Raw genomic sequence first — 21,701 nt, forward strand, 5'->3', positions numbered from 1 at the left:
TTACCGATTGGACTCATTCAGTCACACGAATTAGGCTGGCGGCCTGTAACGCTTTAGATCGAGCATCATTGACGTTGTCGGCCGTGGCGAGCGCCACACCCATGCGCCTTGACACGAAAGCCTCCGGTTTGCCGAACAGGCGAATGTCGGTGTCTGCGACCGCCAATGCTTGTGCCAAGCCTGCATAGCTCACGGCTTTGGCGTCTACGCCACCTAAAATCACCGCGCTGGCGGCGGTTTTATCTAGCGCCGTGTTGACCGGCAGGCCAAGAATGGCGCGGGTATGCAAATCAAATTCGCTCTGCCGCTGGCTGGCCATCGTCACCATGCCGGTGTCGTGCGGTCTGGGGCTGACTTCGCTAAACCAGACTTGATCGCCGGCGATGAATAATTCCACACCAAATAAACCTAATCCACCTAACGCTGTGGTGACTTTATCGGCGATTTGCTGAGATAACTCAATGGCCTTGCTGCTCATCGCCTGTGGTTGCCAGCTTTCCCGGTAGTCGCCGTTCTCCTGGCGGTGGCCGATGGGTTCGCAGAAATAGGTTTGCACTTGGCCGTTGCTATCCAACGCCCGGACAGTGAGTAGCGTAATTTCAAAATCAAAGTCGATCTTCGCTTCGACGATCACCTTACCCGTATCGGCGCGCCCGCCGGCCATGGCGTAATCCCAGGCGGCTTGCAGCTGATCGGCGCTTTTTACCATGGACTGGCCTTTGCCGGAAGACGACATCGTTGGCTTGATAAAACAGGGGTAGCCTATGCCGCTATCAACTGCGCTCCTCAATTGCTCGAAGGTTTCGGCAAAAGCGTATTTCGATGTCGGTAGACCTAGTTCAGCGGCTGCCAGCTCGCGGATGCCTTCACGATTCATAGTCAATTGAATCGCCCTAGCATTAGGGACAATAGTGGTTTCACCTTGAGCTTCAATCTCCGCTAAGGCCTCGGTAGCAATCGCTTCGATTTCGGGGATGATGTAATGCGGCTGTTCGCGGGCAATCAGGGTTTTTACTGCTGTCGTGTCGGTCATATCAATCACGTGGCTGCGATGCGCCACTTGCATGGCTGGCGCGCCGGCATAGCGGTCAACCGCAATGACTTCCACGCCATAGCGTTGCAGGGAAATGGCGATTTCCTTGCCTAATTCGCCGCTACCCAGCAATAAAGCTTTGGTGGCGCTGCCGCTGTCAGGGGTGCCGATTTTCATGATTTTGCTAAATAGTTATCGATGTCTTGTTTGGAAAAGCCAATTTTTTTCGCGACCCGGTCGGCGTGGCTGACTCTGGAAATGCCGGCGATCAATTTAAAAGTCGGCAAGTCGTCGGCAAATTCCACTTGTTTAGGCACGGCGATTTTTCGTTTCACGAACTCATCCACCAATTGATGGTTGTGGGTAATCAAAATAGTACTGTTACCTTTGCGGTAAAAACCGTCCAGCACGTCGATAGACGACTGCATCTTCTCTTCAAAAGTAGTGCCTTCCGCCATTTCGTCAAGCACCACCAAGCTTTTTGCGCTGCTGGCCAAGAAAATATCGCGGGTACGTTTCAATTCCGTACCGAAGCGGCCTTCGCCGTCATCGAGATGGCTGATCTCCGGGCATTGATAGAAAATGCGGTCCGCCACGCTTAAATTGGCGGCCTGAGCCGGCACGAAACAACCGATCTGCGCCAACAATTGAATTTGCGTGATGGTTTTGCAAAATGCGGTTTTGCCGCCGCTGTTGGGGCCGGTCACGCACACCAGACGTTCGTCGTCCATGCTGAAATCGTTGCCGACGTAGGCGGGATTTTTCTGGCCCAGTACCGGGTTTTTCGCAGCGACTAATTTGATATTGTGACGTTCGCCGGCGTTCAGTTCTGGCAGCACCATTTCGCTGCCGAAGTCTTCGGCGTATTTAATAAAAGCCAATAACTCATCCAACTGTCCCAGGCCGTCCAGCATATCGCCGAGCGCCTGCGAATTTTTATAAATGTTACGCAGGGGTATGATGCAGTTGTCTCTATCGTAGCCGCCAATGACCGGAATATAAGCTAAGGCTAAGGGCAGGAAAAACACCGAAGCCACCGACAAACCGTCACGGGTGACCTGGAACATATCGGTTGGGAAAATCTGCATCAAGCCCCAGATGGCGGCGATCAGTAGAGCGATCAACATCGGTTTGAACAGGGTGGGGCGGAAAATCGTCGCCGGTGAGAAGGAGTTTTTGCGCTCTTCTTTGCTTTGCAGGCCTTTTTCGCTGTTGTAAACCGGGCCGACCATCAACGAATATTCGTTACTGTGCGAAAAATTGCCGATTTTCTCGAAGACGCTTTGCAGATAAGGGCTTTGCGGCTTGCCGGAGTTGTAGATCGCACCGACCAGATTCAAGACCACGCGCACACCACGCACGTATTGTTTGTAGCCGTAACCTTCGATTTGATTATCCTCTCGAGCCGTGCCGAAACCGCCGAGAAACTCGCCGAACAATAACAAGTAAAGCCGGTTTTCCGAAGCGGCGGCATTGGCGATAATGTTTTCCACATTGGCGCGCACATCGGGGTTGTCTTGAATTTCCCGCACTGCGGCTTGTTTGGCGGCTATCGCCTCCAGATTATCCAAGGGTTGGCTTAGCGAACGATACAGCACCGATTTACCGGCGGTGGTGCTGGCGTAGTTGACGTAATCGAACAATTCGTCCACTTCTATGGTGTTAAACGCGCCTTGGTCGATGACGCCTTCACCGGTGGGCAAGGGGTGGCTCGAGCGCACTGTCGGCCATTCGTCGTTCCAGCTTTGTAAGATGTTTTGTTGCATATTACCCCCGGTTTTTTAGTGGCCGCGCTTTATTTAGTGCACGGTTTTAATTAAATCAAGCATCACCTCGACATGAGCGTCGCTGTCGTTTAAACACGGAATATAACGATACGTCTCGCCACCGGCTTCCAGAAATATCTCTTGGTTGGCGATAGCGATCTCTTCCAGCGTTTCCAGACAGTCTACCGAGAATCCCGGACAAATCACGTCCACGTGCTTGATGCCTTGTTGCGGTAATTCCTGCAAGACTTCCACGCAATAAGGCTTCAACCACTCGGCCTTGCCGAAGCGCGATTGAAATACCAATTTCCATTGTTGGTCTTTGAGGCCTAATTGCTCGGCGAGCAGGCGGCCGGTGGTTTGGCATTGATAGAAATAGGGGTCGCCCCATTCGGTCAGTTTGGCCGGTAAGCCGTGAAATGACAGCAACAGCAATTCCGCTTGGCCGTTGGCTTGCCAATGCTGGCGTACCGATTGCGCCAGGGCTTCGATGTAACTGGGGTGTTCATGAAAGTCGCTGATGAAGTGCAGGCCGGGCATGTGCCGCCAACTGACAAATTCCTCGGCCACCACATCGAAAATCGAGGCGGTCGTGGTGGAGGAATATTGTGGATAGAGCGGCAGGATAACGATTTCGTGGACACCTTGCTTCTGAAAGTTTTGCAATTTTTCCCGCAAGGCCGGTTTGCCGTAGCGCATCGCGCAATCAATGATTAAATCGGCGTCGTCTACACCGGTAAAACCTTGCAATTTGGCGGTCAGCTTTTCGGTGAATACGATCAAGGGCGAGCCTTGCTCGGTCCAGATCGATTGATAGGCATGCGCCGATTTTTTAGGGCGAAACGGCAGCACGAACAAATTCAGGATCAGCCACCACAAGGGCCTGGGCAGATTGACCACCCGCGGGTCGCCGAGAAATTCGCGCAGGAAGCGGCGTACGTCGCCGGTTTTTGGGGAGGCGGGCGAGCCCAGATTGACCAGTAACACCCCGATCTTTTTTTGGCCGGTTTCAGTCATGGTTACTTGCGATTGATCAGGTTCAGGAATTCGGAACGGGTGCTTATTTCTTCTCTGAAGATACCCAGCATGACCGATGTGGTCATCACCGAGTTTTGTTTTTCCACGCCGCGCATCATCATGCACAAGTGCTTGGCTTCGATGACTACCGCTACGCCGCGGGCGTCGATGGCGGTTTCCACCGCTTTGGCGATTTGCCGAGTCAATTGTTCTTGAATTTGCAGCCGCCGACCGTACATATCAACGATACGGGCCAGTTTGGACAAACCCAAGACTTTGCCTTTAGGCAAATAACCGATGTGGCATTTGCCAATAAAGGGCAATAAATGATGCTCGCACAAAGAGTAAAGCTCGATGTCTTTTACGATCACCATGTCTTCGGTATCGGCTTCAAATATCGCGCCGTTCAATACCTCTTCCAGGGTTTTTTCGTAACCGTTATTCAGGAATTTGAAGGCTTTAGCGGCACGTTTAGGCGTGTCCCGCAAACCTTCCCGATTCACATCTTCGCCTATTGCTTGAATGATTTTGGAGAAATATTCTTCCATTGCCGCCCTCGAGTAAAAAAATGTCGTGAGTATACAGCATCAAACTGTAAATTCTAAGGCGTCCAAAACCACCTGGCTACCGGCGCCAAAACGGGTGGCGTTTTCGCTGAGATGGCGGCGCCAGGCCCGCGCGCCATCGACCCCATGAAACAGCCCTAGCATGTGTCGGGTGATGCAATGCAGTCTCACGCCTTGTTGTAATTGCTGCTCTATATAAGGCAACAGGGCTAATACCGTTTCTTGCCGCGACGGGATGGAATGCTCGTCGTTAAACAAGCGCCGGTCTACTTCTGCTAGTAGATAGGGATTGTGATAAACCTCCCGGCCTAGCATGACGCCGTCAAGTTGCTCTAATAAATGGAGCGAGCTATCCAAGGATTCGATGCCGCCGTTGATAACAATATTGAGCATCGGAAAATCGTGTTTCAATTGCAACACCACGTCATAACGTAGCGGCGGTACGTCGCGATTTTGCTTGGGTGAAAGCCCTGATAGCCAAGCTTTGCGGGCGTGCACGATAAAGGTCTCGCAACCGGCCGCCGCTACAGTGCTTATGAAGTGTGTCAGTTCTGCGTAAGAATCGCGATCATCGATACCAATCCGCGATTTCACCGTCACCGGCATCAATACTGCTTCCCGCATTGCCGCTACGCATTCGGCGACCAGTTCGGGTTCTGCCATTAAGCAGGCGCCGAAGCGGCCATTTTGCACGCGATCACTGGGACAGCCGACGTTTAAATTGATCTCGTCGTAACCATAGTCGGCGGCAATTTTGGCGCATTCCGCTAAATCGGCTGGATTGCTGCCGCCTAGCTGTAAAGCCAGTGGGTGTTCCTCTGAGCTGAACTGTAAATGCCGGTCGCGGTTGCCGTGCAAGATGGCGCCGGTGGTGACCATTTCCGTGTATAGCAAGGCATGGTGGGATAAAGTACGGTGGAAATACCGACAGTGTCGGTCAGTCCAATCCAGCATGGGGGCGACTGAGAATCTGTAGGTTAGGTGTTTGTCAGCTTGGGAGGGGGGATGGTCGCGGTCAGCGGTCATGGGTGGTTCTGGTGGTTGGGAATCAGGATTCAAATTGGTGAGTTTATTATACTTTGCCGGGCTGAATAAAAACCGCAATAGGAAATCAGCCCGTGCTGAAGGCTGAAGCAGGAAGGCGATAGGAGAATATCAGTCTGCTTTATCGGCGTAGTTGGTCAGTTCTTTAAACCAACGCGGCCTGAAAATCACTAGGTATAAACCGATGCTGCTGGTAATCGGGATGGGGCTGACACTAAACAGCATAAACACGACAAAGACAATCGCACAGTTGATTCTGCTCAGGCTTGTCGGATGCGTATTGGCCCGCTGCTATCAGATGAAGCTAAAAGTTAACAACTTGCATCTAAATGTTGCAGATAGATCAAAAAAAGCCTTGGTGCCGTGTTGACGTCGCCTTGACGAGTGACTTGGGATTCGGGATGGCTATCTGGGTTGTCCGCGCGGACGATTCAAAATTATACGGATTGCCGAAAAACACTCATTTGTATTGTTTGCTAGCTTTGTTTTCGGCCAGGCTTCCAACGCATTTACTGTAAGTTTGTTTGTTATGAAACTGATGGAGCGAATTGCTAACCGGCTGGACCAACGCACGAGTGCCGGGTTTTAGAGGGCGGGAGGCAAGTGCGTTAATCGTTTCCATGCTCCCTATGCATTGCTTGGGTTTTGGCATGGTTGCGGCGGGGGCGTTTTGGGTGGCCAGAAATACGCCGATTATGATCAGTACGAAGCTTATGCCGCAGCGCTTTAATTCGCGTATACAAGTTTTCAGGATGTCTTCGGAATTCATAGTTTGTCTCCTTATGTTGGGGTTATAAAAACTTAGCGAGCTGATGCGCATGTTTCAGGTATTCGCGCCAATCGTTTCGCTGTGGGCAGCTAAGGCGCTGAATAACGACGCCATTTCGCGATCCGGTTGAACGTGGCCTCAAGCCTACGATGGTTATCGGCAAACTTTCATTGTGGCGCGGCCAGCCTTATAACAAAGCCATGCTTAAACCAATCTGAAGTGAATTTTTGCCACGCGGTTTTTTGTATGTATTTCTTGGTGAATTTCCAGTGCTTCACTACGCATCTGGGCGCAAAATGCACAGAGGCCTTCGTGGGCGGTATGTGACTTTTCATGGGCTGACAATAAGTCGCCGCACCTTTTGCAACGAGTAATCTGCTGGAGTGTTTTCATGGTGATCACCTCGTAATCCGAATATCTGAAAATAATGCGCTATGGGTTTGTTGGGTATTCCGCTCTTCGTCATTGCAGAGCTACTTTATGTAGCGCAAAACCAATGCCACTACAAAACCGCGTGCACCTTAATTATTCTAAGTAATTGTTTATGCATTATTTTATGAGCTGGCAATGCTGGAAAACAGTGAAAAAATGCACAAGAAATTGTTGATTTCAGCACTAAATATCGTATCGCTTACGAAATGTCGTACAAGGTGTCAGCGCCAGTCGATGATGCAGGGGCGTTAGACGCTTTTGCAGGTTTAAAGTTGGTATGAATTTTTAGGTTAATGGCTGTCGCTACAGGGGTATCTCCAGCGCTGGCTTGAAGATTTGTAATTGGCGGGCAAATGCGGGTTTAATCAAATCTACCTCTGTCTTGAATGATGCTGCTCAGGTGTTTGATCTGCACTTAAGTTTTGACGAAATATCGTCAACCATTCAAAAATATGTGATACATTTCGCTTTAAACGTATCGGGAGAATATTCCCAATTAACTAGGTAGTATGAGTGTGCTACCGATGAAATGCTTGAGAGTCCGCATGCGGCAACGATACTATCCGGCCATATTCAAAACGCTAAACGCTGCTATCGTTTCCTATGTCTGCGCACTCGCAGCCATAGTGCCTGCCTCTGTAGTTGCCGGGGGTCATATGGGACATATGCCCAGCCATGGCACCACCGGACTGCCGGGTGATTTGTTATTGTTTCCGGCTGTGACCGGCATCGAACGTTTCGATCAAGAACCGCAGAAAAAACTCAGTACAGGTGACGTTATCCCCGAGATTAACGTGTTTTACACCACCGACTATCAGCGCTTCCGCTTTCTCGGCGAATGGCTGGTCAGCACCAAAACCCATAATCTGGAACGCTTTCAATTAGGCATGCATGTCGGCGACGAAGCCACGCTGTGGTTGGGGCGCTTTCATAACCCGATCGGCTATTGGAACATGCAGTTCCACCACGGCGCGTTTCTGCAAACCACGATCAGCAGGCCCGGTATTATGGCTTTCGAAACGGCGGGAGGCGTGATTCCCAATCATTTGACCGGGTTTTTATGGGAAGGTGTCCACGATCTGGGTGAGGGCGGCTTGTATTACACAGTTGGCGCTGGTGCGGGCCCGCAAATTAATAAAGGTTTGGAAGCGTTCAATCTGGTGGAGCCGGGAGGTTCCCGCCGGCCTGGTGTGTCGTTTCGGTTGGGCTACCAACCTATCAGCTATGGGGTAGACGAATTCGGCATTTCCGGGGCCTACAATCAAATTCATTCCGACGAACTGGCCGTTAAAAACGTTAATCAGTTCGTCGCCAGTGCCTATGCCGCTAAGCAAATCCAATCGCTAAGGCTATTAAGCGAAATTGTCTATGTGAATAATACCTTGGAAAGCCCGTTGGGCGGCAAAACTTACGACGATTTTCTCAGCGCTTACGGGCAAGTGGAATGGGACCTCAATCCGGCCTGGACTGTGGTCGGGCGCGTAGAAGGCACTTTTGGCGGTAGGGACGATCCCTACCTGGCGATGTTTCCTAAGTATGTCGAGGACAGGTTTCTCGGTGGCATACGCTATAAACTCAACCACACGAATGCCCTAAAGCTAGAAGCCTCCCGCGATCATTTGCGCGACGATCATTTCGGGCAAGTGATGTTTCAATGGAGCGCGGTGTTCCCATGAAGCTGCTGCGCGGTCTTTGCATCATTGTTTTGCTATTGCTGCTTGGAGCGCAGAGCCTATGGGCTATCACTCGCCATTCTCTGGTATTGGCCACCAGCGCCAACTCGTCGATGCCGGCTCTAACCGTGCAAGAAGCCAGAAAATTGTTCTTGGGCGTGCCGCTGGAGAAGGGCGGCGAACACCCCGTGCCCTTATTGAATATCAGCGATCCGTTAATTTTCGAAGTATTTCTGCAAAAAGTGGCTTTCATGTCGGCTAATGCCTATGAAAGTCAAACCATATCAGTGGTTTTCCGCCTCGGCGGTAAGCGTCCGGAGAGTTTTAACGATCTGAAGAGCTTGGTCGATACGCTGCAACAAAATCCGGGTACGGTGACCTATTTGTGGGAAGATCAAGTCCGGGCCAATCAAGGCCTGAAAGCGGTTAACGTGTTATGGCAGGGAGCCCTGGAATGAGTCGGTTTTTTCATAGTTTTAACGGCCGAATGATTCTGGCGGTTGTCGGCATTCATTTACTGCTGGTGCCGGTGTTGTTGTTCGGCATTTATCGGGTAATCAAACCCAGTCTGGAAGCGCAGTTTGTCAATTACGTCCGCTCCGATGCCTTGCTGTTCAGTAATCTGGTGACACCGCGCCTGCAACACAGTAAGGCCGGCGAATTGCAAGGCTTGTTAGGGGAGTTTCTGTTGAATGGCCGTTTGGCGTTTGCGGAAATCGCCACCGAGCGCGGCAATATTCGCGCCGACATCGAACTGAACGCCCAGCAGCAATTTCAGGAAGATTTTTTCTTCGGCGAGCACGACGACGATATTTATTTTCTAGCGGTGCCGATTTTGAATCCTGAAGACGGCTCGTTGGCGATGCTAAGGCTGGGTTACGACGAGCGGCAGATTCAACGCGACATTGCCACGATCTATCAGCGTAGCGCCTATTTTGTCGCGGTTTACATGGGCTTGACGCTGCTGGTGGTGGGATTGTTCGGGCGCAAACTGGTTATGCCGCTGGAACGTTTACGCGACGAAGCCGAACAAATCGCCGCCGGCAATCACACCGGGCAATTTAATTCCGGCACCAAAATTACCGAAGTAGCGGCGTTGGCCGAGCATCTGGAAAAAATGCGCCAAGCCTTGCTGTCCGCCCGCGACGCGGCATTGCAGGCCGCCGGCGCGAAGAGCGAGTTTCTGGCTAATATGAGCCATGAAATCCGCACGCCGATGAACGGCATCATCGGCATGATAGGCTTGGCCTTGCGCACCGAACTCACCCCGCAGCAGCGCGAGTTTCTGGGGATGGCGAACAGCTCGGCGGATGCTTTGCTGCGCATCGTCAATGACATTCTGGATTTCTCCAAGATTGAGGCGCGTAAGCTCGAACTCGATCATGCACCGTTCAAAGTCCGCGAAAGCCTCGGCGACACCTTAAAGCTGCTGGCCGGCCATGCCCATGAAAAAGATCTGGAGTTGATGTTGCGCATCGACCCGGAAACCCCGGACGATTTGCTGGGCGACGTCGGGCGCTTGAATCAAGTCATCATTAACCTGGTTGGAAACGCGATTAAGTTTACCCAGCACGGCGAAATCGTGGTGCAAGTCAAACCGGAATCGGTCGATGAAAACAAGGTTTGTTTGCAGATTGCGGTCAGCGACACCGGTATCGGTATTTCCCCCGATAAACAACAGCTTATTTTCGAAGCCTTCGCGCAAATAGACGCATCCTCCACGCGCAAATTCGGCGGCACCGGCCTGGGTTTGTCGATTTCTTCTCGCCTCGTCGAATTGATGGGCGGGCATTTGTCATTGGAAAGCGAAGAACATAAAGGCAGCACTTTTTTCTTTACCGCCGTGTTTGACCGGCACACTAAAAGCGAGGCCGACGCGCCATTTCAGCCACTGATAGACGTGAAAAATCTACCGGTGTTGATCGTCGACGACAATGCCATCAATTTACGGGTGTTCTCGGAAATCTTGAGCCATTGGGGCATGCGGCCCACCACGGTGGATAGCGGCGAGGCGGCCATTACCGCATTGAAGAGTATGGCGGAAACCGGCGAAGCCTACGCTTTGATTTTACTCGATGCGATGATGCCGATCATGGACGGCTTTATGGTAGCGCAAGCCATCAGAGAGGATCAACGCTTCGAGCCGGTAACCATCATGATGTTGTCGTCTGCCGACCGGCCGGACGATTGCGAACGCTGCCACGATTTGGGCATCAATTTGTACGTGCGTAAACCGGTCAAACATTCGGAATTGTGGAATGCCATTCAATCGGCGTTGGGTAAATCCGCTAAAGCCGCAGAAGCCGCGTTGACAGTATTGGCCGAGCCGCCGCGTAAATTAAGAATTTTGTTGGCGGAAGATAATCCGGTTAACCAATACATGGCGGTGGTGTTGCTGGAAGAGCGCGGCCACACCGTGAAGGTGGCCAACAACGGCCAGGAGGTGCTGGATATATTGGCTACCGATATTTTGTTCGATTTGATCTTAATGGACGTGCAGATGCCGGTAATGGATGGTTTTCAGGCTACCGAAGCGATTCGGGCCAGCGAGCGCGAGACCGGTAAACATATGCGGATTATCGCGATGACCGCACACGCCTTGAAAGGTGATAGGGAACGCTGTTTAGCCGTTGGTATGGACGATTACATCGCCAAACCCGTGCAGGAGCAGGATTTGTTGGCAATGGTGGAGTGTTGGAATATGGCGGGAACAGAACAAGCGGATAAGCACAGCATGGCGTCGGCGCTGTTGGCTGAGCCGGCGCTGGATTGGCAACAAGCCTTAAGCCGGGTGCGCGGTAGACAGCAGATGTTGTGCAAAATGATGACTTTATTTCAGGAACAGTCAGCGCCGCTGCTGAATGACATGGCCGATGCGATACAGCGTCAGGATGCCGAATTGTTACGGCTATCCGCACATACCCTGAAAAGCTCGGCTAACAGTATCGGCGCCTTCCCGTTCGGCAAGATAGCCCAGCAGCTGGAGACGATGGGCCACGAGGCGGCCTTTACTGATGCGGCCGCCAGTTACGAGTTACTGCAACAAGCCAGCATTCGGCTGGAGCCGGCTATTCAGGAATATTTGCACGAGTTTCAGGAATGATGCTGCCGCCGGTGGTTGGGATAGGTTAAGAAGGAGATAGGCATGACTCATAAGCGCCAGCGCGATAAACCGTTAATCTTGATGCTGGACGACAATCCGGTCAACTTGGAAGAGTTGGCGGGTTTGGTCGATGAAGCCGGCTTTGACGTATTGCGTGCGGAAACAGGCGAAATTGCTTTGGTCCAAGCCGTGGCCCAGTTGCCCGACCTGATTTTGCTGGATGTGTTGATGCCGGGCATGGACGGTTTTACCGTCTGCCAGACCTTGAAAACCATTCCGACGACGCGCGATATTCCGGTGTTATTCATGACGGCCTTGGCGGATACCGCCGATAAATTAAAGGGTTTTCAAGTCGGGGCGGTGGATTACATCACCAAGCCGTTTCAATACGAAGAAGTGCTTGCCCGCGTACAAACCCACCTGACGCTGCAAAAGTTGAAGCTGGAGTTGCAAGAAAAAGAGCAGCGCCTGTCGCGGATTTTCGAGAACGCGATGGATGCGATTCTGACGCTGGATGACATCGGGCGGATTACCTTATTCAACGCGGCGGCCGAACAGATGTTTCGCTGCAAAGCCGCCGACAGCATCGGCAGGGCGGTGGATAGATTTTTGTCGCCCGAGCTTTACAAAACGCTAACCAATTTTCGCAACGGCGTGCCGGCCGAGCAGGCCATTTGGGTGTCGGAAGGCATGAGTGCGGTACGCGCGGATGAGAGCACTTTTCCCATTGAAGCCACCATTTCCCGCGTGGAAGCCATTGGGCAGAAACTGTATATCCTAATTTTGCGTGACATCAACGAACGTAAAGCCCGGCAACAGGCCGAAGCAGAATGCAACACCCTGCGCGGCATCAATCTTTATCTACAAGAAGAAGTCTTGGCCAGCCGCGATGGCGAGGAATTGATCGGCAATTCTCCGGCATTGCATCAAGCGATGGATCTGGTCAGGCAGGTAGCCAACACCGACGCAACGGTGTTAATCACCGGTGAAACCGGTACCGGCAAGGAATTGATTGCTCGGGCGATTCACAATCTCAGCGCTCGCAAAGACAAAACCTTGGTGAAATTGAATTGCGCGACGATCCCGGAAAATCTGGCCGAGAGCGAGTTGTTCGGTCACGAAAAGGGCTCGTTTACCGGGGCGATTGCCCGCAAATTGGGACGTTTTGAACTGGCTAACGGCGGTACCTTGTTTCTGGATGAAATCGGCGAATTGCCGTTGGAGATGCAGGCCAAATTATTGCGGGTGCTACAGGAAGGCGAATTCGAACGGGTGGGCGGCACGCAAACCCTGACCTGCGACGTGCGGGTCATCGCCGCCACCCATCGGGATTTGGCGCAGTTTTCGCAACAAGGTAAATTCCGGGCCGACTTGTATTACCGGCTAAATGTTTTCCCCATTAATTTGCCGCCGCTGCGCGAACGCAAGGAAGACGTGCCGTTTTTGGTGAAGCATTTCATCGATAAGTACGCGGCAAAATTCGGCAAGAAAATTCAGTCTATTCCGGAACGGATGATGGCTGATCTGCAAAGTTATTTCTGGCCCGGCAATATTCGCGAGCTGCAACATATCATCGAACGTGCGGTGATTTTAACCAAGGGCAGTCAACTGGCCGCCGTGGATTGCGTGAATGTGATGGGGGCCGGCGGCGCGCCCAACGCGGCACCGATTGTCACGCTGGACGAAGCCGAGCGCGCGCATATTTTGAAAGCGCTGGAAGCCACGTCCTGGCGAATCGCCGGTAATCAGGGAGCGGCGAAGATTTTGGGGGTGCCATCCACGACTTTGCGGTCGCGGATGGAAAAGCTGGGGATTAGTAAACCGGCCTGACGTTGGCTAATTTTCAAACACATCCACGCCTTTCGGCGCTTTGAAATTAAACAAGGCGTCGTCCAGCTTGGGATTGAGCTGGATGTTGGAAAAATAAATACGGGTTAATTGGCCGAAATTGTCGCTCAGTTCCATACCGCCCAATTGGTTGCCGTTCAGGCCGATCAAAATATACTTGAACCCGCTTTCTTCATTCTTGGGTGATAGTTTCACCCAGTTCATGCCGTCGTCTTCCTTGCCTTGTTCCTGCAGGATGAATTTTTCCTCTATATCTACTTCGCCGGTCAATAACAATGCCGGCGTGGAACCCAGCGAATCGTCCAATTGTTTGACCGTTACTTGCTCCAGATCAGCATCGTAAAACCAGACTTTGCCAGTATTGGACACAATCTCTTGCACAAAGGGTTTTTGGTAGTTCCAACGAAATTTGCCGGGCCGGCTCAGATAAAATTTACCGGTGCTGTTTTGCGCGGGGCGGCCGCTTTTATCGAAACTGGTTTGCTTGAAATCCGCCGTCAAGGAACTGCTGCTGGCTAAAAAGCTTTTCAATCGGGCAATCGGTGTTTCGTCGGCCCAGGCTGATGGGGTGGTGGCGATTAGGAAAATCAGAGCAAAAATGTGTTTAAGCAACATAGTTAAAATGGGTTCAGGTTATTAAGCCAGCTTTCGCCGGATTCCGGGCTTGCTCCGCAGTCGGCAAATTGGCTGGGTCCGGAGCCATCCACGAACGGCATGAGTTTGGCGCCGGGGCAGCCTTCATTGCTGAGCAAACCGCTGGCAGCGTCTATCCAAGTCATCTGTACATTATCCGGTGGTACCAGACTGACCGGCTTCTTCGACACTTGCCGCATCAGCTCGGACCAGATTTGCAAGGCGCCGGTTCCACCAGTCAAACCGGTTGGTTTGTTGTCGTCGCGGCCTACCCACACCACCGACAGAAAATCGCCGCTAAAACCGGCAAACCAGCTGTCGCGTAATTGGTTGGTAGTACCGGTCTTGCCGACTAAAGCCATGTTCTGCGGCAGATAGTTATACGCAGAATGGCCGGTGCCGGCGTACATGACTTCCTGCAAAATGGTGTTGGTGATAAAGGTAGCGGCCGGATCGACGGCTTGACGCACGGTAAACGGATAACTTTGCAGGGCCTTGCCGTCGGCGGCATTGACCGCACGGATCGAGCGCAGCGGTGTGGCAAAACCGTCGCCGGCCAAGGTTTGGTAGAGTTGGGTGACTTCCAGCGGCGTCAGCGGTTGCGCGCCCAGCAGGAAGGACGGAAACAAATCCACCGGCCGGCTGACCCCCATGCTTTTTAAGGTGTTGGCGACTTTGGCCAAACCAATGTCCATGCCAATCCGCACAGTCGCCATATTGTAGGAGTGGGTGAGGGCGCTATGCAGCGGCACGACGCCGTGTTCCTGATTGTCGTAATTGTCCGGCGACCAGGTTTTGCCTCTTTCGGCGGGGATTTCCAGGCGGGTATCGCTGATCGGTGTGGCGATGGTGTAGCGGTCCGGATATTCCAGTGCGGTCAAATAGACTACCGGCTTAATCAGCGAACCTATCGGCCGCACCGCGTCCAAAGCGCGATTGAAGCCGGTGTCTTCGGCATCGCGGCCGCCGGCAAGGGCGACAATTTCACCGCTGTCGCGGCGGGTAACGATGGAGGCAGTTTCCAAGTCGTTACTTTTCGGACTTTTTTCCAAATGTTTCAGCTTGCTGGCGATGGATTTTTCCAGCGTGTCCTGGATACGGGTATCCAAGGTGGTGACGATGCGCAAGCCTTCCGAGGTCAGATCGTCTTCTTTATATTCTTGTTTCAGTTGGCGTTTCACCAGATCGATAAAGCCCGGATAGCGATTGGCGGAGCGATGAATCACCGTTGCGACGCCTATCGGTTGTTTTTTGGCTTCGCTTAGTTGCTGTGCGTCGATAAAGCCTTCCGTATGCATCGCGTCCAGGACGATGTTGCGGCGCTCTAAAGTGTGTTCCGGATTGCGGCGCGGATCATACTCGGACGGCCCGCGTACCAATGCCACCAGCGTGGCGACTTGATGTAAATTCAGAGTTTTTAACGATTGCCCAAAATAAAATTCGCTTGCCAAACCAAAGCCATGCACCGCGCTGGCGCCGTCTTGGCCCAGGAATATTTCGTTGAGATAGGCTTCCAGAATTTCGTCCTTGCTGTAGCGGTATTCCAGAATAAAAGACATCAAGGCTTCTTTCAGCTTGCGGCGCAGCGTGCGTTTGGGGTTCAGGAAAAAGTTTTTCACCAACTGCTGGGTGATGGTACTGCCGCCTTGCACCATGCCGCCGGCTTTCACGTTGGACCACATGGCGCGGACGATGCCTTTGGGCGAGATGCCGAAATGGTTGTAAAAGTCCTTGTCTTCGGTGGACAGCAGGCCTTGCACCAGGGTTGGCGGCGCTTCGTCCAGTTTGATCAGAATTCGGTCTTCCTTGCGGGTGGGATAAAAGCTGCCGATTTGCACCGGGTCCATGCGGACGATGGCCAAACTCTCGCCGGTGGCGGCGTCGGTAATACCGGCGATGCCGCCGCTCGTGAAACTCACGCTGATATTGCGGCTTTCCTGAGGCGTATTGCCGAAATTAAAGGCGCGGGTGCGGATGTTGATCTGGCCACCCTTAATGGAATAGGAGCCTTCGCCGGCCAGTTGGTTGTCCTGGCGGTAATGCAATTCCAGCAATAAGTCTTCCAGATTTTTGCTGGAAATTTCGTAACCGGCGTAAAGCTCGACGGGGCTGGCATAGACGCGGGCCGGAATCGACCAGCGCTTGCCCTCGAATTGCTGGCGTACCGTGTAATCTAGGTAGCTAACATACACCGCCAATACGAAAGCCCCGATCAGCACTAGCGAAACCAGCGCGCGTTTCAGCCACGATGCTTGGGGTTGCGATTTTCTGCGTCTAACGGTCGATTTGCTGCTTCTGGGTCGTCTAGGCATTAAGTCGGTATCTGATCTCGCCGACGGCAGTTAGCGGCGGCTGTGTGAATGGGGCGAAGATGGCACCTGCTGGTTCGGCGCAGTTCATTTAGCTTACTATTATCTAATAAAATGCCCACTTCCGCACAGATTGCTGGCGTTATTGAGGAGAATAGGCGAGTGTTGATACTGAAACTGTTTCCAAAATGCTTGGCCCAGCTACCGTCGACACTGATGCGTTTTGGTTTGGTGCTGGTGCTTGCGCTGGCAATCATGCCGAGTGTCGGAGCGGTTGAAAACCGGATCGATATCGAAGCTTTTGTACGTAACGGTTGTCCGCATTGCCAACAAGCCGAACAATTTTTGGCGGTGCTGCAAGGCGAGCAACCCGGTTTACGGATAGTTATTCGCAATATCTCTGCTGAGCCAACCGCCTTGGAGCGATTGCAGCAGATTACCGAATCCCGGCAAGCCGGGCCAATCAGGTTGCCGACATTTCTGGTGCATGGCGAATACATCGTCGGTTATTCCGAAGAAGCCGGTAGTAGCGGTTTGATTAGGAATGCCTTGCGTGCCGGTGCGCTGCCGAGTGAAGTGTCCGGCGCAGAAGCCGGTAGCTGTGAAGTGCAAGTCAGCGAGTCCTGCGATGTGCCGGTTAGCCAGCCACCCGCACCCGCAACGGAGGTGTTTGCCGTGAATTGGTTTGGCAGGCGCATCGGTCTTGATGAGGTTGGTTTGCCGGCTTTTACACTAGCCATGGGCTTGCTGGATGGCTTCAATCCCTGTTCGATGTGGGTGTTGATTTTGATGATTTCGATGCTGGCACCTATGAATAATCGGCCCCGGATGTTGGCGGTGGCCGGCACGTTTGTTGTCGTCGAAGGGATGGCTTACTTCGTGTTTATGGCCGCCTGGTTGAATCTGTTTTTACTGATAGGCTTATCGCGAGCTTCGGAATTGGCTATCGCCGGCATTGCCGTGTTGGCCGGCGCGATCAACCTGAAAGATTTTTGGGCGTTTGGCAGGGGTATCTCGCTGTCGATTCCGGTTGCCGCCAAACCCGGTATCTACAACCGGATTCGGCGCATCCTGCAAGCCGAGAATTTGGCGGGCGCCATGTTGGGGGCCGTGGTACTGGCTTTGCTGGTCCAGATCGTCGAATTGTTGTGTACCTCCGGATTCCCGGCCCTTTACACACGCATACTCACCTTGCGGGAATTAAGCGGCTGGGACTATTACGGTTATTTAATGTTGTACAATCTGGCCTATATGCTGGATGACGTCGTTGTGCTGGGTGTGGGAGTCGTGACCCTGAGTCAGCGTCGTTTGCAGGAAAAAGAAGGTCGTTGGCTGAAATTGCTTAGCGGCTTGGCGATGGTAAGTTTAGGGTTGTATTTAATATTGCGCGGTTTAGGCGAGTAGATGGCCGGTTGGCTTGGGGCGCTGATTAACAGCGCTTTTCTTTATCACTACATGTGCGATAGAACCGAAACGAGATAGGAGAATTCGTGATTGATAACAAGCGCAGGCACCCGCGCCTAAAGCACCGTGCCAAAATCAGGATGACGGTGCCGGCATCGGCTGAAGCGGTCGTGGTGGATATGCGGGACTTTTCCGAGACTGGATTGTTTTTACTGTGTGCCAACGAATTAATCCCGCCGATTGGCGCGCTAGTGGAAGTGCAAACCACCGAATTCGACGATGCGCCGATACAAACTGCGATTGTGGTGCGGGTAGAGCCGGACGTGGGGTTTGGTCTGGAGTTTGCGCCGCGTTGATCAGGCGGTCAGGTCGAGGAGCTCGCCGTTACGGCTGGGTTGCTTTTGCGAATTCAACAATTCTCCGCGAGCTTTATTAGCCATCGCCGCTGCCTTGGCGGCGATGCTTTGATCCGGGCCTGAAGGACTGGCCGGCGCTAATGCTGCACGGCGGATAGTCTCGGCTTTGCGCAGAGTCGCTTCCGGATCGCCGGCAACCTCTGAGACATCAATATTCACTTCACCGCCGGTGGCGTAACGTTGGCCATCCGGCCCCGTCACAAACGTAAAACGCGCCCCGCTGACGGCGATACCGCCGGCGGCACTTAAATGAGCTTGTTCGTGAGCTCTAACTTCCTGGTCGCGGGCTTTAAGCTCGGCAATTTGGCTTAGCTGTTCCGGACTGTATTGGTCGGATTGGGCGTTTGCGCTTTTCGCAGTTTGGGCGATAGGTTCGACAGGCGCCTGTTCGCCGCTCGCGGCCAGATTGCGGCCGGTCAGCCGATATAGCGAAGTTTGATGGGAAGAGGCGGTGACCAGCATATTGGGCCTCGAACGAATTGTGTTAACTGGCTCTAAGAATACACCTTGACTTCATGCGAGTTCAAGTAACCAAAGCATTTTTAGCCTGAGTTTTCGCGGTAGGGCGATTATCGCAGTCTGGCTGATTAAATCCCTTTTACTCGTCATTCCCGCAACTACCAATCCCGTTTGTTAATGGCACTCGGCTCCGGCTTGCGCTGGGAAAGACGCTTCTAAATTGTCGGAAGTTCCGGTTCAATGTGCAAACTGTCCAATTTCTGCAAAGCCCATTGTGTATGCTCGCGCACCATCTCCGATTCATCACTCAATCTGCCGGCCAATACCGTTTTAGCGGCATCAGTGGCTTTGCCATTTCCCAGCGCCACGGCGATATTGCGCAGCCAACGCTGATGACCGATGCGGCGAATCGCCGAGCCTTCGGTTTTTTGCAGAAATTCGGCTTCGGTCCAGGCAAACAATTCAAGCAAAGTCGCCTGATCCAAACGATGCCGGGGTTTAAAATCGCTTTCCGCGCTGAGTTTGGCGAAGCGATTCCACGGGCACACCAATTGGCAATCGTCGCAACCGTAAATTCGATTACCCAGCAAGGGTCGTAATGCCACTGGAATGCTGCCGTGCAATTCGATAGTTAAGTAAGAGACGCAACGGCGCGCATCAACCTGATACGGGCCGACGATGGCTTGCGTCGGGCAAATGTCCAGACAAGCCCGGCATTGTCCGCAGTGGTTGCTGACGGGCTGATCGCTGGGTAAGGCCAAGTCGGTATAAATTTCCCCGAGAAAAAACCAGGAGCCGGCGCGGCGATTGATCAGGTTGCTGTGCTTGCCTATCCAGCCCAAGCCGGCTTTCTCGGCGATGGCTTTTTCCAACACCGGTGCGCTGTCGACAAACGCCCGATAGCCGAACGGACCGATGGTCTCGGCGATTTTGTCCGCCAGTTTTTGCAATCTATTCCGTAGCAGCTTGTGGTAATCGCGTCCTAAGGCATACCGCGATACGAAGGCGGCGGCCGGGTCTTCCAATAATTGTTTGCTGGTTGCCGATGGTTCCGGCAAATAATCCATCCGTGCCGAGATAATGCTGCGCGTACCTTCCTGCAACAAAGCCGGGCGACTGCGTTTCAAACCGTGTGCGGCCATGTATTGCATCTCGCCGTTAAAGCCCTTGTCCAGCCAGTTGTGCAGATGCTCTTCGGCGGTATTCAAATCCGTATCGCTGACACCAATCTGCTGAAATCCCAATTCCTCGCCCCAGTGCTTGATGCGTTGGACAAGTGCGTTAAGATCTTCGGCTTGGGTTAAAGGCGTGTGCAATTTACGGAACCTTGGGAAATATTAGGGGAGGTTGTCGTGGCCTAGTAAGGAATGGCTCGCGGATAGCTGGATAAGCTAACCGTATCAAACATGAAGATCAACCGTTAAGCTGTTCAAGTCATTGGTAAGAAATCCCTGCCAGTCACGAAGGATTACGTAGAAAAGCTAAGCGGGGCGTTTTATTATCGACTGGAAAAGCGCGACATCCTTATCAAGCAAAACTTGGACGACCGATTATGACAATTTCCCTGTATCCGGCTTATACCAGCGGCAGACTGACAATGGTGAAGCATAAGCTATTGCTGTGCCTGGCTATGTGGTTGTCTCATCACCCAGTGCTTGCCGATAACAAGCTATCTATCGGTGAGTTCAGCCAGAATCGCCTGGACGGCTGGGAACATAAAAGCTTCAAAGGTGAAACCCACTACCGATTGCAAGCAATCGACGGCGTGACAGCGCTGGTAGCCGATAGCCGCGCCGCCGGCTCCGGCCTGTTCAAGGAGCAACGCATCGATTTGGACCAAACTCCGTTTCTGAACTGGTCTTGGCGCATCGGCAATCGTTTATCCGGCTTGAACGAACAAAGTAAGGCTGGTGATGATTATGCGGCGAGGGTGTATGTGGTGGTCAAAGGCGGGCTGGCGTTTTGGCAAACTAAGGCTGTTAATTATGTCTGGGCCGGCAACAGCAAACGGGATAGCGTCTGGCCGAATGCGTTTGCCGGCGATCATGCGATGATGATGGCTTTACGCGATCAGGAGGCACCGTTGAATGTCTGGGAACACGAAAAACGAAATATCCGGACCGACTTCAAGCAACTATTCGGTGAAGACATTCGCAGCATCGATGCCGTCGCCATCATGACCGATACCGACAACAGTGGCGGCCAGGTTTCCGCCGTGTATGGCGACATCTGGTTTTCCAAGGATTAAGCATGCACGACACCAAACCACTACTGGCCGACAGCGATTTTCCGGCCATTTTTCGCAAGTCGTTGCAGATTTTGCAAATCAATCTGGGCTATCGGTGCAACTTGAGCTGCGTGCATTGCCATGTCAACGCCGGCCCCAAACGTACCGAAATGATGAGTCGGGAGACTATCGATGAAATATTGGCGCTGGCCGACGCCGCCAACATTCACAGCCTGGATCTGACCGGCGGCGCGCCGGAAATGCATCCGGATTTTCGCTATTTGGTGCGAGCCGCGCGGGATCGTGGCATAGCGGTGATCGACCGTTGCAATCTGACCATTCTGGAAGAACCTGAATACGCCGATCTCGCCGCGTTTCTGGCCGCGCAGCAGGTCAAGATCGTCGCCTCTCTGCCGTGTTATCTGGAAGAAAATGTCGACAAACAACGCGGCAAAGGCGTGTTCAAAGACAGCCTGGCGGCCTTGCAGCGTTTGAATCGGCTGGGTTATGGCCAGCCGGACAGCGGACTGGAATTGAATCTGGTGTTCAACCCGCAAGACGCGGTGTTGCCACCCGATCAACATAATCTGGAACGGGCTTATAAACAACATTTGCAGCAACATTACGGCATTGTCTTCAACCGCCTGTTTGCCATCGCCAATATGCCGATTCAGCGCTTCGGCAGCACCTTGGTCAGTCTCGGGCGCTTCGAAGCTTATCTGACATTACTGAAAGACAGTTATCGTGCGGACAACCTTGAAAACCTGATGTGCCTGAATACCCTCAGTATCGACTGGCAAGGTTACGTCTACGACTGCGATTTCAACCAAATGCTGGGTTTGCCCTTGGGCGCTACAGCCAAACCCCAAACCCATATCAGCGAGTTGCGACTTGAGCCACTGCAAGGCGCCCCCATCGCCACCGCCGCCCATTGTTACGGTTGCACGGCCGGCCAAGGTAGCAGTTGCGGTGGGGCTTTAGGATAAATCCAAGGGCATGCCC

General features: G+C 52.8%; 19 protein-coding genes. 8 read left to right on the plus strand and 11 right to left on the minus strand.

The genetic code is table 11. The annotated features are described in order from the left end of the window. Positions 1–13 precede the first annotated feature (13 nt). From purT to DDY07_RS01870, 7 genes are all read right to left on the minus strand, one after another. Entirely contained in the window at positions 14–1,210 is a 1,197-nt protein-coding gene (gene purT / locus DDY07_RS01840) for a formate-dependent phosphoribosylglycinamide formyltransferase (RefSeq protein ID WP_171694585.1), read from the minus strand. Continuing rightward, positions 1,207–2,799, minus strand: a complete 1,593-nt coding sequence (locus DDY07_RS01845) for a DNA mismatch repair protein MutS (RefSeq protein WP_171694586.1) — start codon at positions 2,797–2,799, stop codon at positions 1,207–1,209. Before DDY07_RS01845 ends, purT begins: the two co-directional genes overlap by 4 nt. Positions 2,800–2,832: 33 nt before the next feature. Next, positions 2,833–3,816 (minus strand): ferrochelatase, encoded by a 984-nt coding sequence (hemH, locus tag DDY07_RS01850; RefSeq protein ID WP_171694587.1) that lies wholly within the window; start codon positions 3,814–3,816, stop codon positions 2,833–2,835. Positions 3,817–3,818: 2 nt separating this feature from the next. Next, positions 3,819–4,364, minus strand: a complete 546-nt coding sequence (gene folE, locus DDY07_RS01855; protein ID WP_033158934.1) for a GTP cyclohydrolase I FolE — start codon at positions 4,362–4,364, stop codon at positions 3,819–3,821. 39 nt (positions 4,365–4,403) lie between these two features. Continuing rightward, positions 4,404–5,408, minus strand: coding sequence for a tRNA dihydrouridine(20/20a) synthase DusA (dusA, locus tag DDY07_RS01860; RefSeq protein WP_171694588.1), 1,005 nt, complete (start codon positions 5,406–5,408; stop codon positions 4,404–4,406). A gap of 478 nt (positions 5,409–5,886) precedes the next feature. Continuing rightward, a complete protein-coding gene (locus DDY07_RS01865) occupies positions 5,887–6,195 on the minus strand; it encodes a hypothetical protein (protein WP_171694589.1) in 309 nt (102 codons plus the stop codon). A 204-nt stretch (positions 6,196–6,399) separates the two neighbouring features. Further along, positions 6,400–6,588 (minus strand): hypothetical protein, encoded by a 189-nt coding sequence (locus tag DDY07_RS01870; protein ID WP_171694590.1) that lies wholly within the window; start codon positions 6,586–6,588, stop codon positions 6,400–6,402. A 695-nt stretch (positions 6,589–7,283) separates the two neighbouring features. On the opposite strand from DDY07_RS01870, the gene DDY07_RS01875 reads away from it, so the two are divergent. From DDY07_RS01875 to DDY07_RS01890, 4 genes are read left to right on the plus strand one after another with little or no spacing between them, the layout of a single operon-like run. After that, positions 7,284–8,303: a hypothetical protein gene (locus DDY07_RS01875; RefSeq protein ID WP_101051673.1), complete on the plus strand. Its 1,020-nt coding sequence runs from the start codon at positions 7,284–7,286 to the stop codon at positions 8,301–8,303. After that, positions 8,300–8,758, plus strand: coding sequence for a hypothetical protein (locus tag DDY07_RS01880; protein ID WP_033158938.1), 459 nt, complete (start codon positions 8,300–8,302; stop codon positions 8,756–8,758). The genes DDY07_RS01875 and DDY07_RS01880 overlap by 4 nt, the downstream gene beginning before the upstream one ends. Beyond that, complete coding sequence (locus DDY07_RS01885; protein WP_171694591.1) at positions 8,755–11,403, plus strand: hybrid sensor histidine kinase/response regulator; 2,649 nt, start codon at positions 8,755–8,757, stop codon at positions 11,401–11,403. Before DDY07_RS01880 ends, DDY07_RS01885 begins: the two co-directional genes overlap by 4 nt. A gap of 42 nt (positions 11,404–11,445) precedes the next feature. Next, positions 11,446–13,233: a sigma-54-dependent Fis family transcriptional regulator gene (locus DDY07_RS01890; protein WP_033158939.1), complete on the plus strand. Its 1,788-nt coding sequence runs from the start codon at positions 11,446–11,448 to the stop codon at positions 13,231–13,233. Between the two features lie 6 nt (positions 13,234–13,239). On the opposite strand, the gene lolA is transcribed toward DDY07_RS01890, so the two are convergent. Both lolA and mrcB read right to left on the minus strand, forming a co-directional pair. Next, a complete protein-coding gene (lolA, locus tag DDY07_RS01895; protein WP_171694592.1) occupies positions 13,240–13,866 on the minus strand; it encodes an outer membrane lipoprotein chaperone LolA in 627 nt (208 codons plus the stop codon). Positions 13,867–13,868: 2 nt separating this feature from the next. Then, complete coding sequence (gene mrcB / locus DDY07_RS01900) at positions 13,869–16,196, minus strand: penicillin-binding protein 1B (protein ID WP_171694593.1); 2,328 nt, start codon at positions 16,194–16,196, stop codon at positions 13,869–13,871. 159 nt (positions 16,197–16,355) lie between these two features. Between mrcB and DDY07_RS01905 the strand changes: the two genes are divergently transcribed. Both DDY07_RS01905 and DDY07_RS01910 read left to right on the plus strand, forming a co-directional pair. Next, entirely contained in the window at positions 16,356–17,597 is a 1,242-nt protein-coding gene (locus tag DDY07_RS01905; RefSeq protein ID WP_171694594.1) for a glutaredoxin domain-containing protein, read from the plus strand. Positions 17,598–17,683: 86 nt separating this feature from the next. Continuing rightward, positions 17,684–17,953: a PilZ domain-containing protein gene (locus tag DDY07_RS01910; protein ID WP_020482610.1), complete on the plus strand. Its 270-nt coding sequence runs from the start codon at positions 17,684–17,686 to the stop codon at positions 17,951–17,953. Here the strand turns inward: DDY07_RS01910 and DDY07_RS01915 are convergent, their stop codons facing one another. Both DDY07_RS01915 and queG read right to left on the minus strand, forming a co-directional pair. Then, complete coding sequence (locus DDY07_RS01915; protein WP_171694596.1) at positions 17,954–18,475, minus strand: putative metalloprotease CJM1_0395 family protein; 522 nt, start codon at positions 18,473–18,475, stop codon at positions 17,954–17,956. Positions 18,476–18,687: 212 nt separating this feature from the next. Beyond that, positions 18,688–19,788, minus strand: a complete 1,101-nt coding sequence (gene queG, locus DDY07_RS01920) for a tRNA epoxyqueuosine(34) reductase QueG (RefSeq protein ID WP_171694599.1) — start codon at positions 19,786–19,788, stop codon at positions 18,688–18,690. A gap of 236 nt (positions 19,789–20,024) precedes the next feature. On the opposite strand from queG, the gene DDY07_RS01925 reads away from it, so the two are divergent. Further along, on the plus strand, positions 20,025–20,720 hold the full coding sequence (locus DDY07_RS01925) for a DUF3047 domain-containing protein (RefSeq protein WP_171694600.1): 696 nt from the start codon (positions 20,025–20,027) through the stop codon (positions 20,718–20,720). Between the two features lie 2 nt (positions 20,721–20,722). Next, on the plus strand, positions 20,723–21,685 hold the full coding sequence (gene arsS, locus DDY07_RS01930; RefSeq protein ID WP_171694601.1) for an arsenosugar biosynthesis radical SAM (seleno)protein ArsS: 963 nt from the start codon (positions 20,723–20,725) through the stop codon (positions 21,683–21,685). Positions 21,686–21,701: the final 16 nt, after the last annotated feature.

This window comes from Methylomonas sp. ZR1 (assembly GCF_013141865.1).
In the GTDB taxonomy this organism is placed as follows: domain Bacteria; phylum Pseudomonadota; class Gammaproteobacteria; order Methylococcales; family Methylomonadaceae; genus Methylomonas.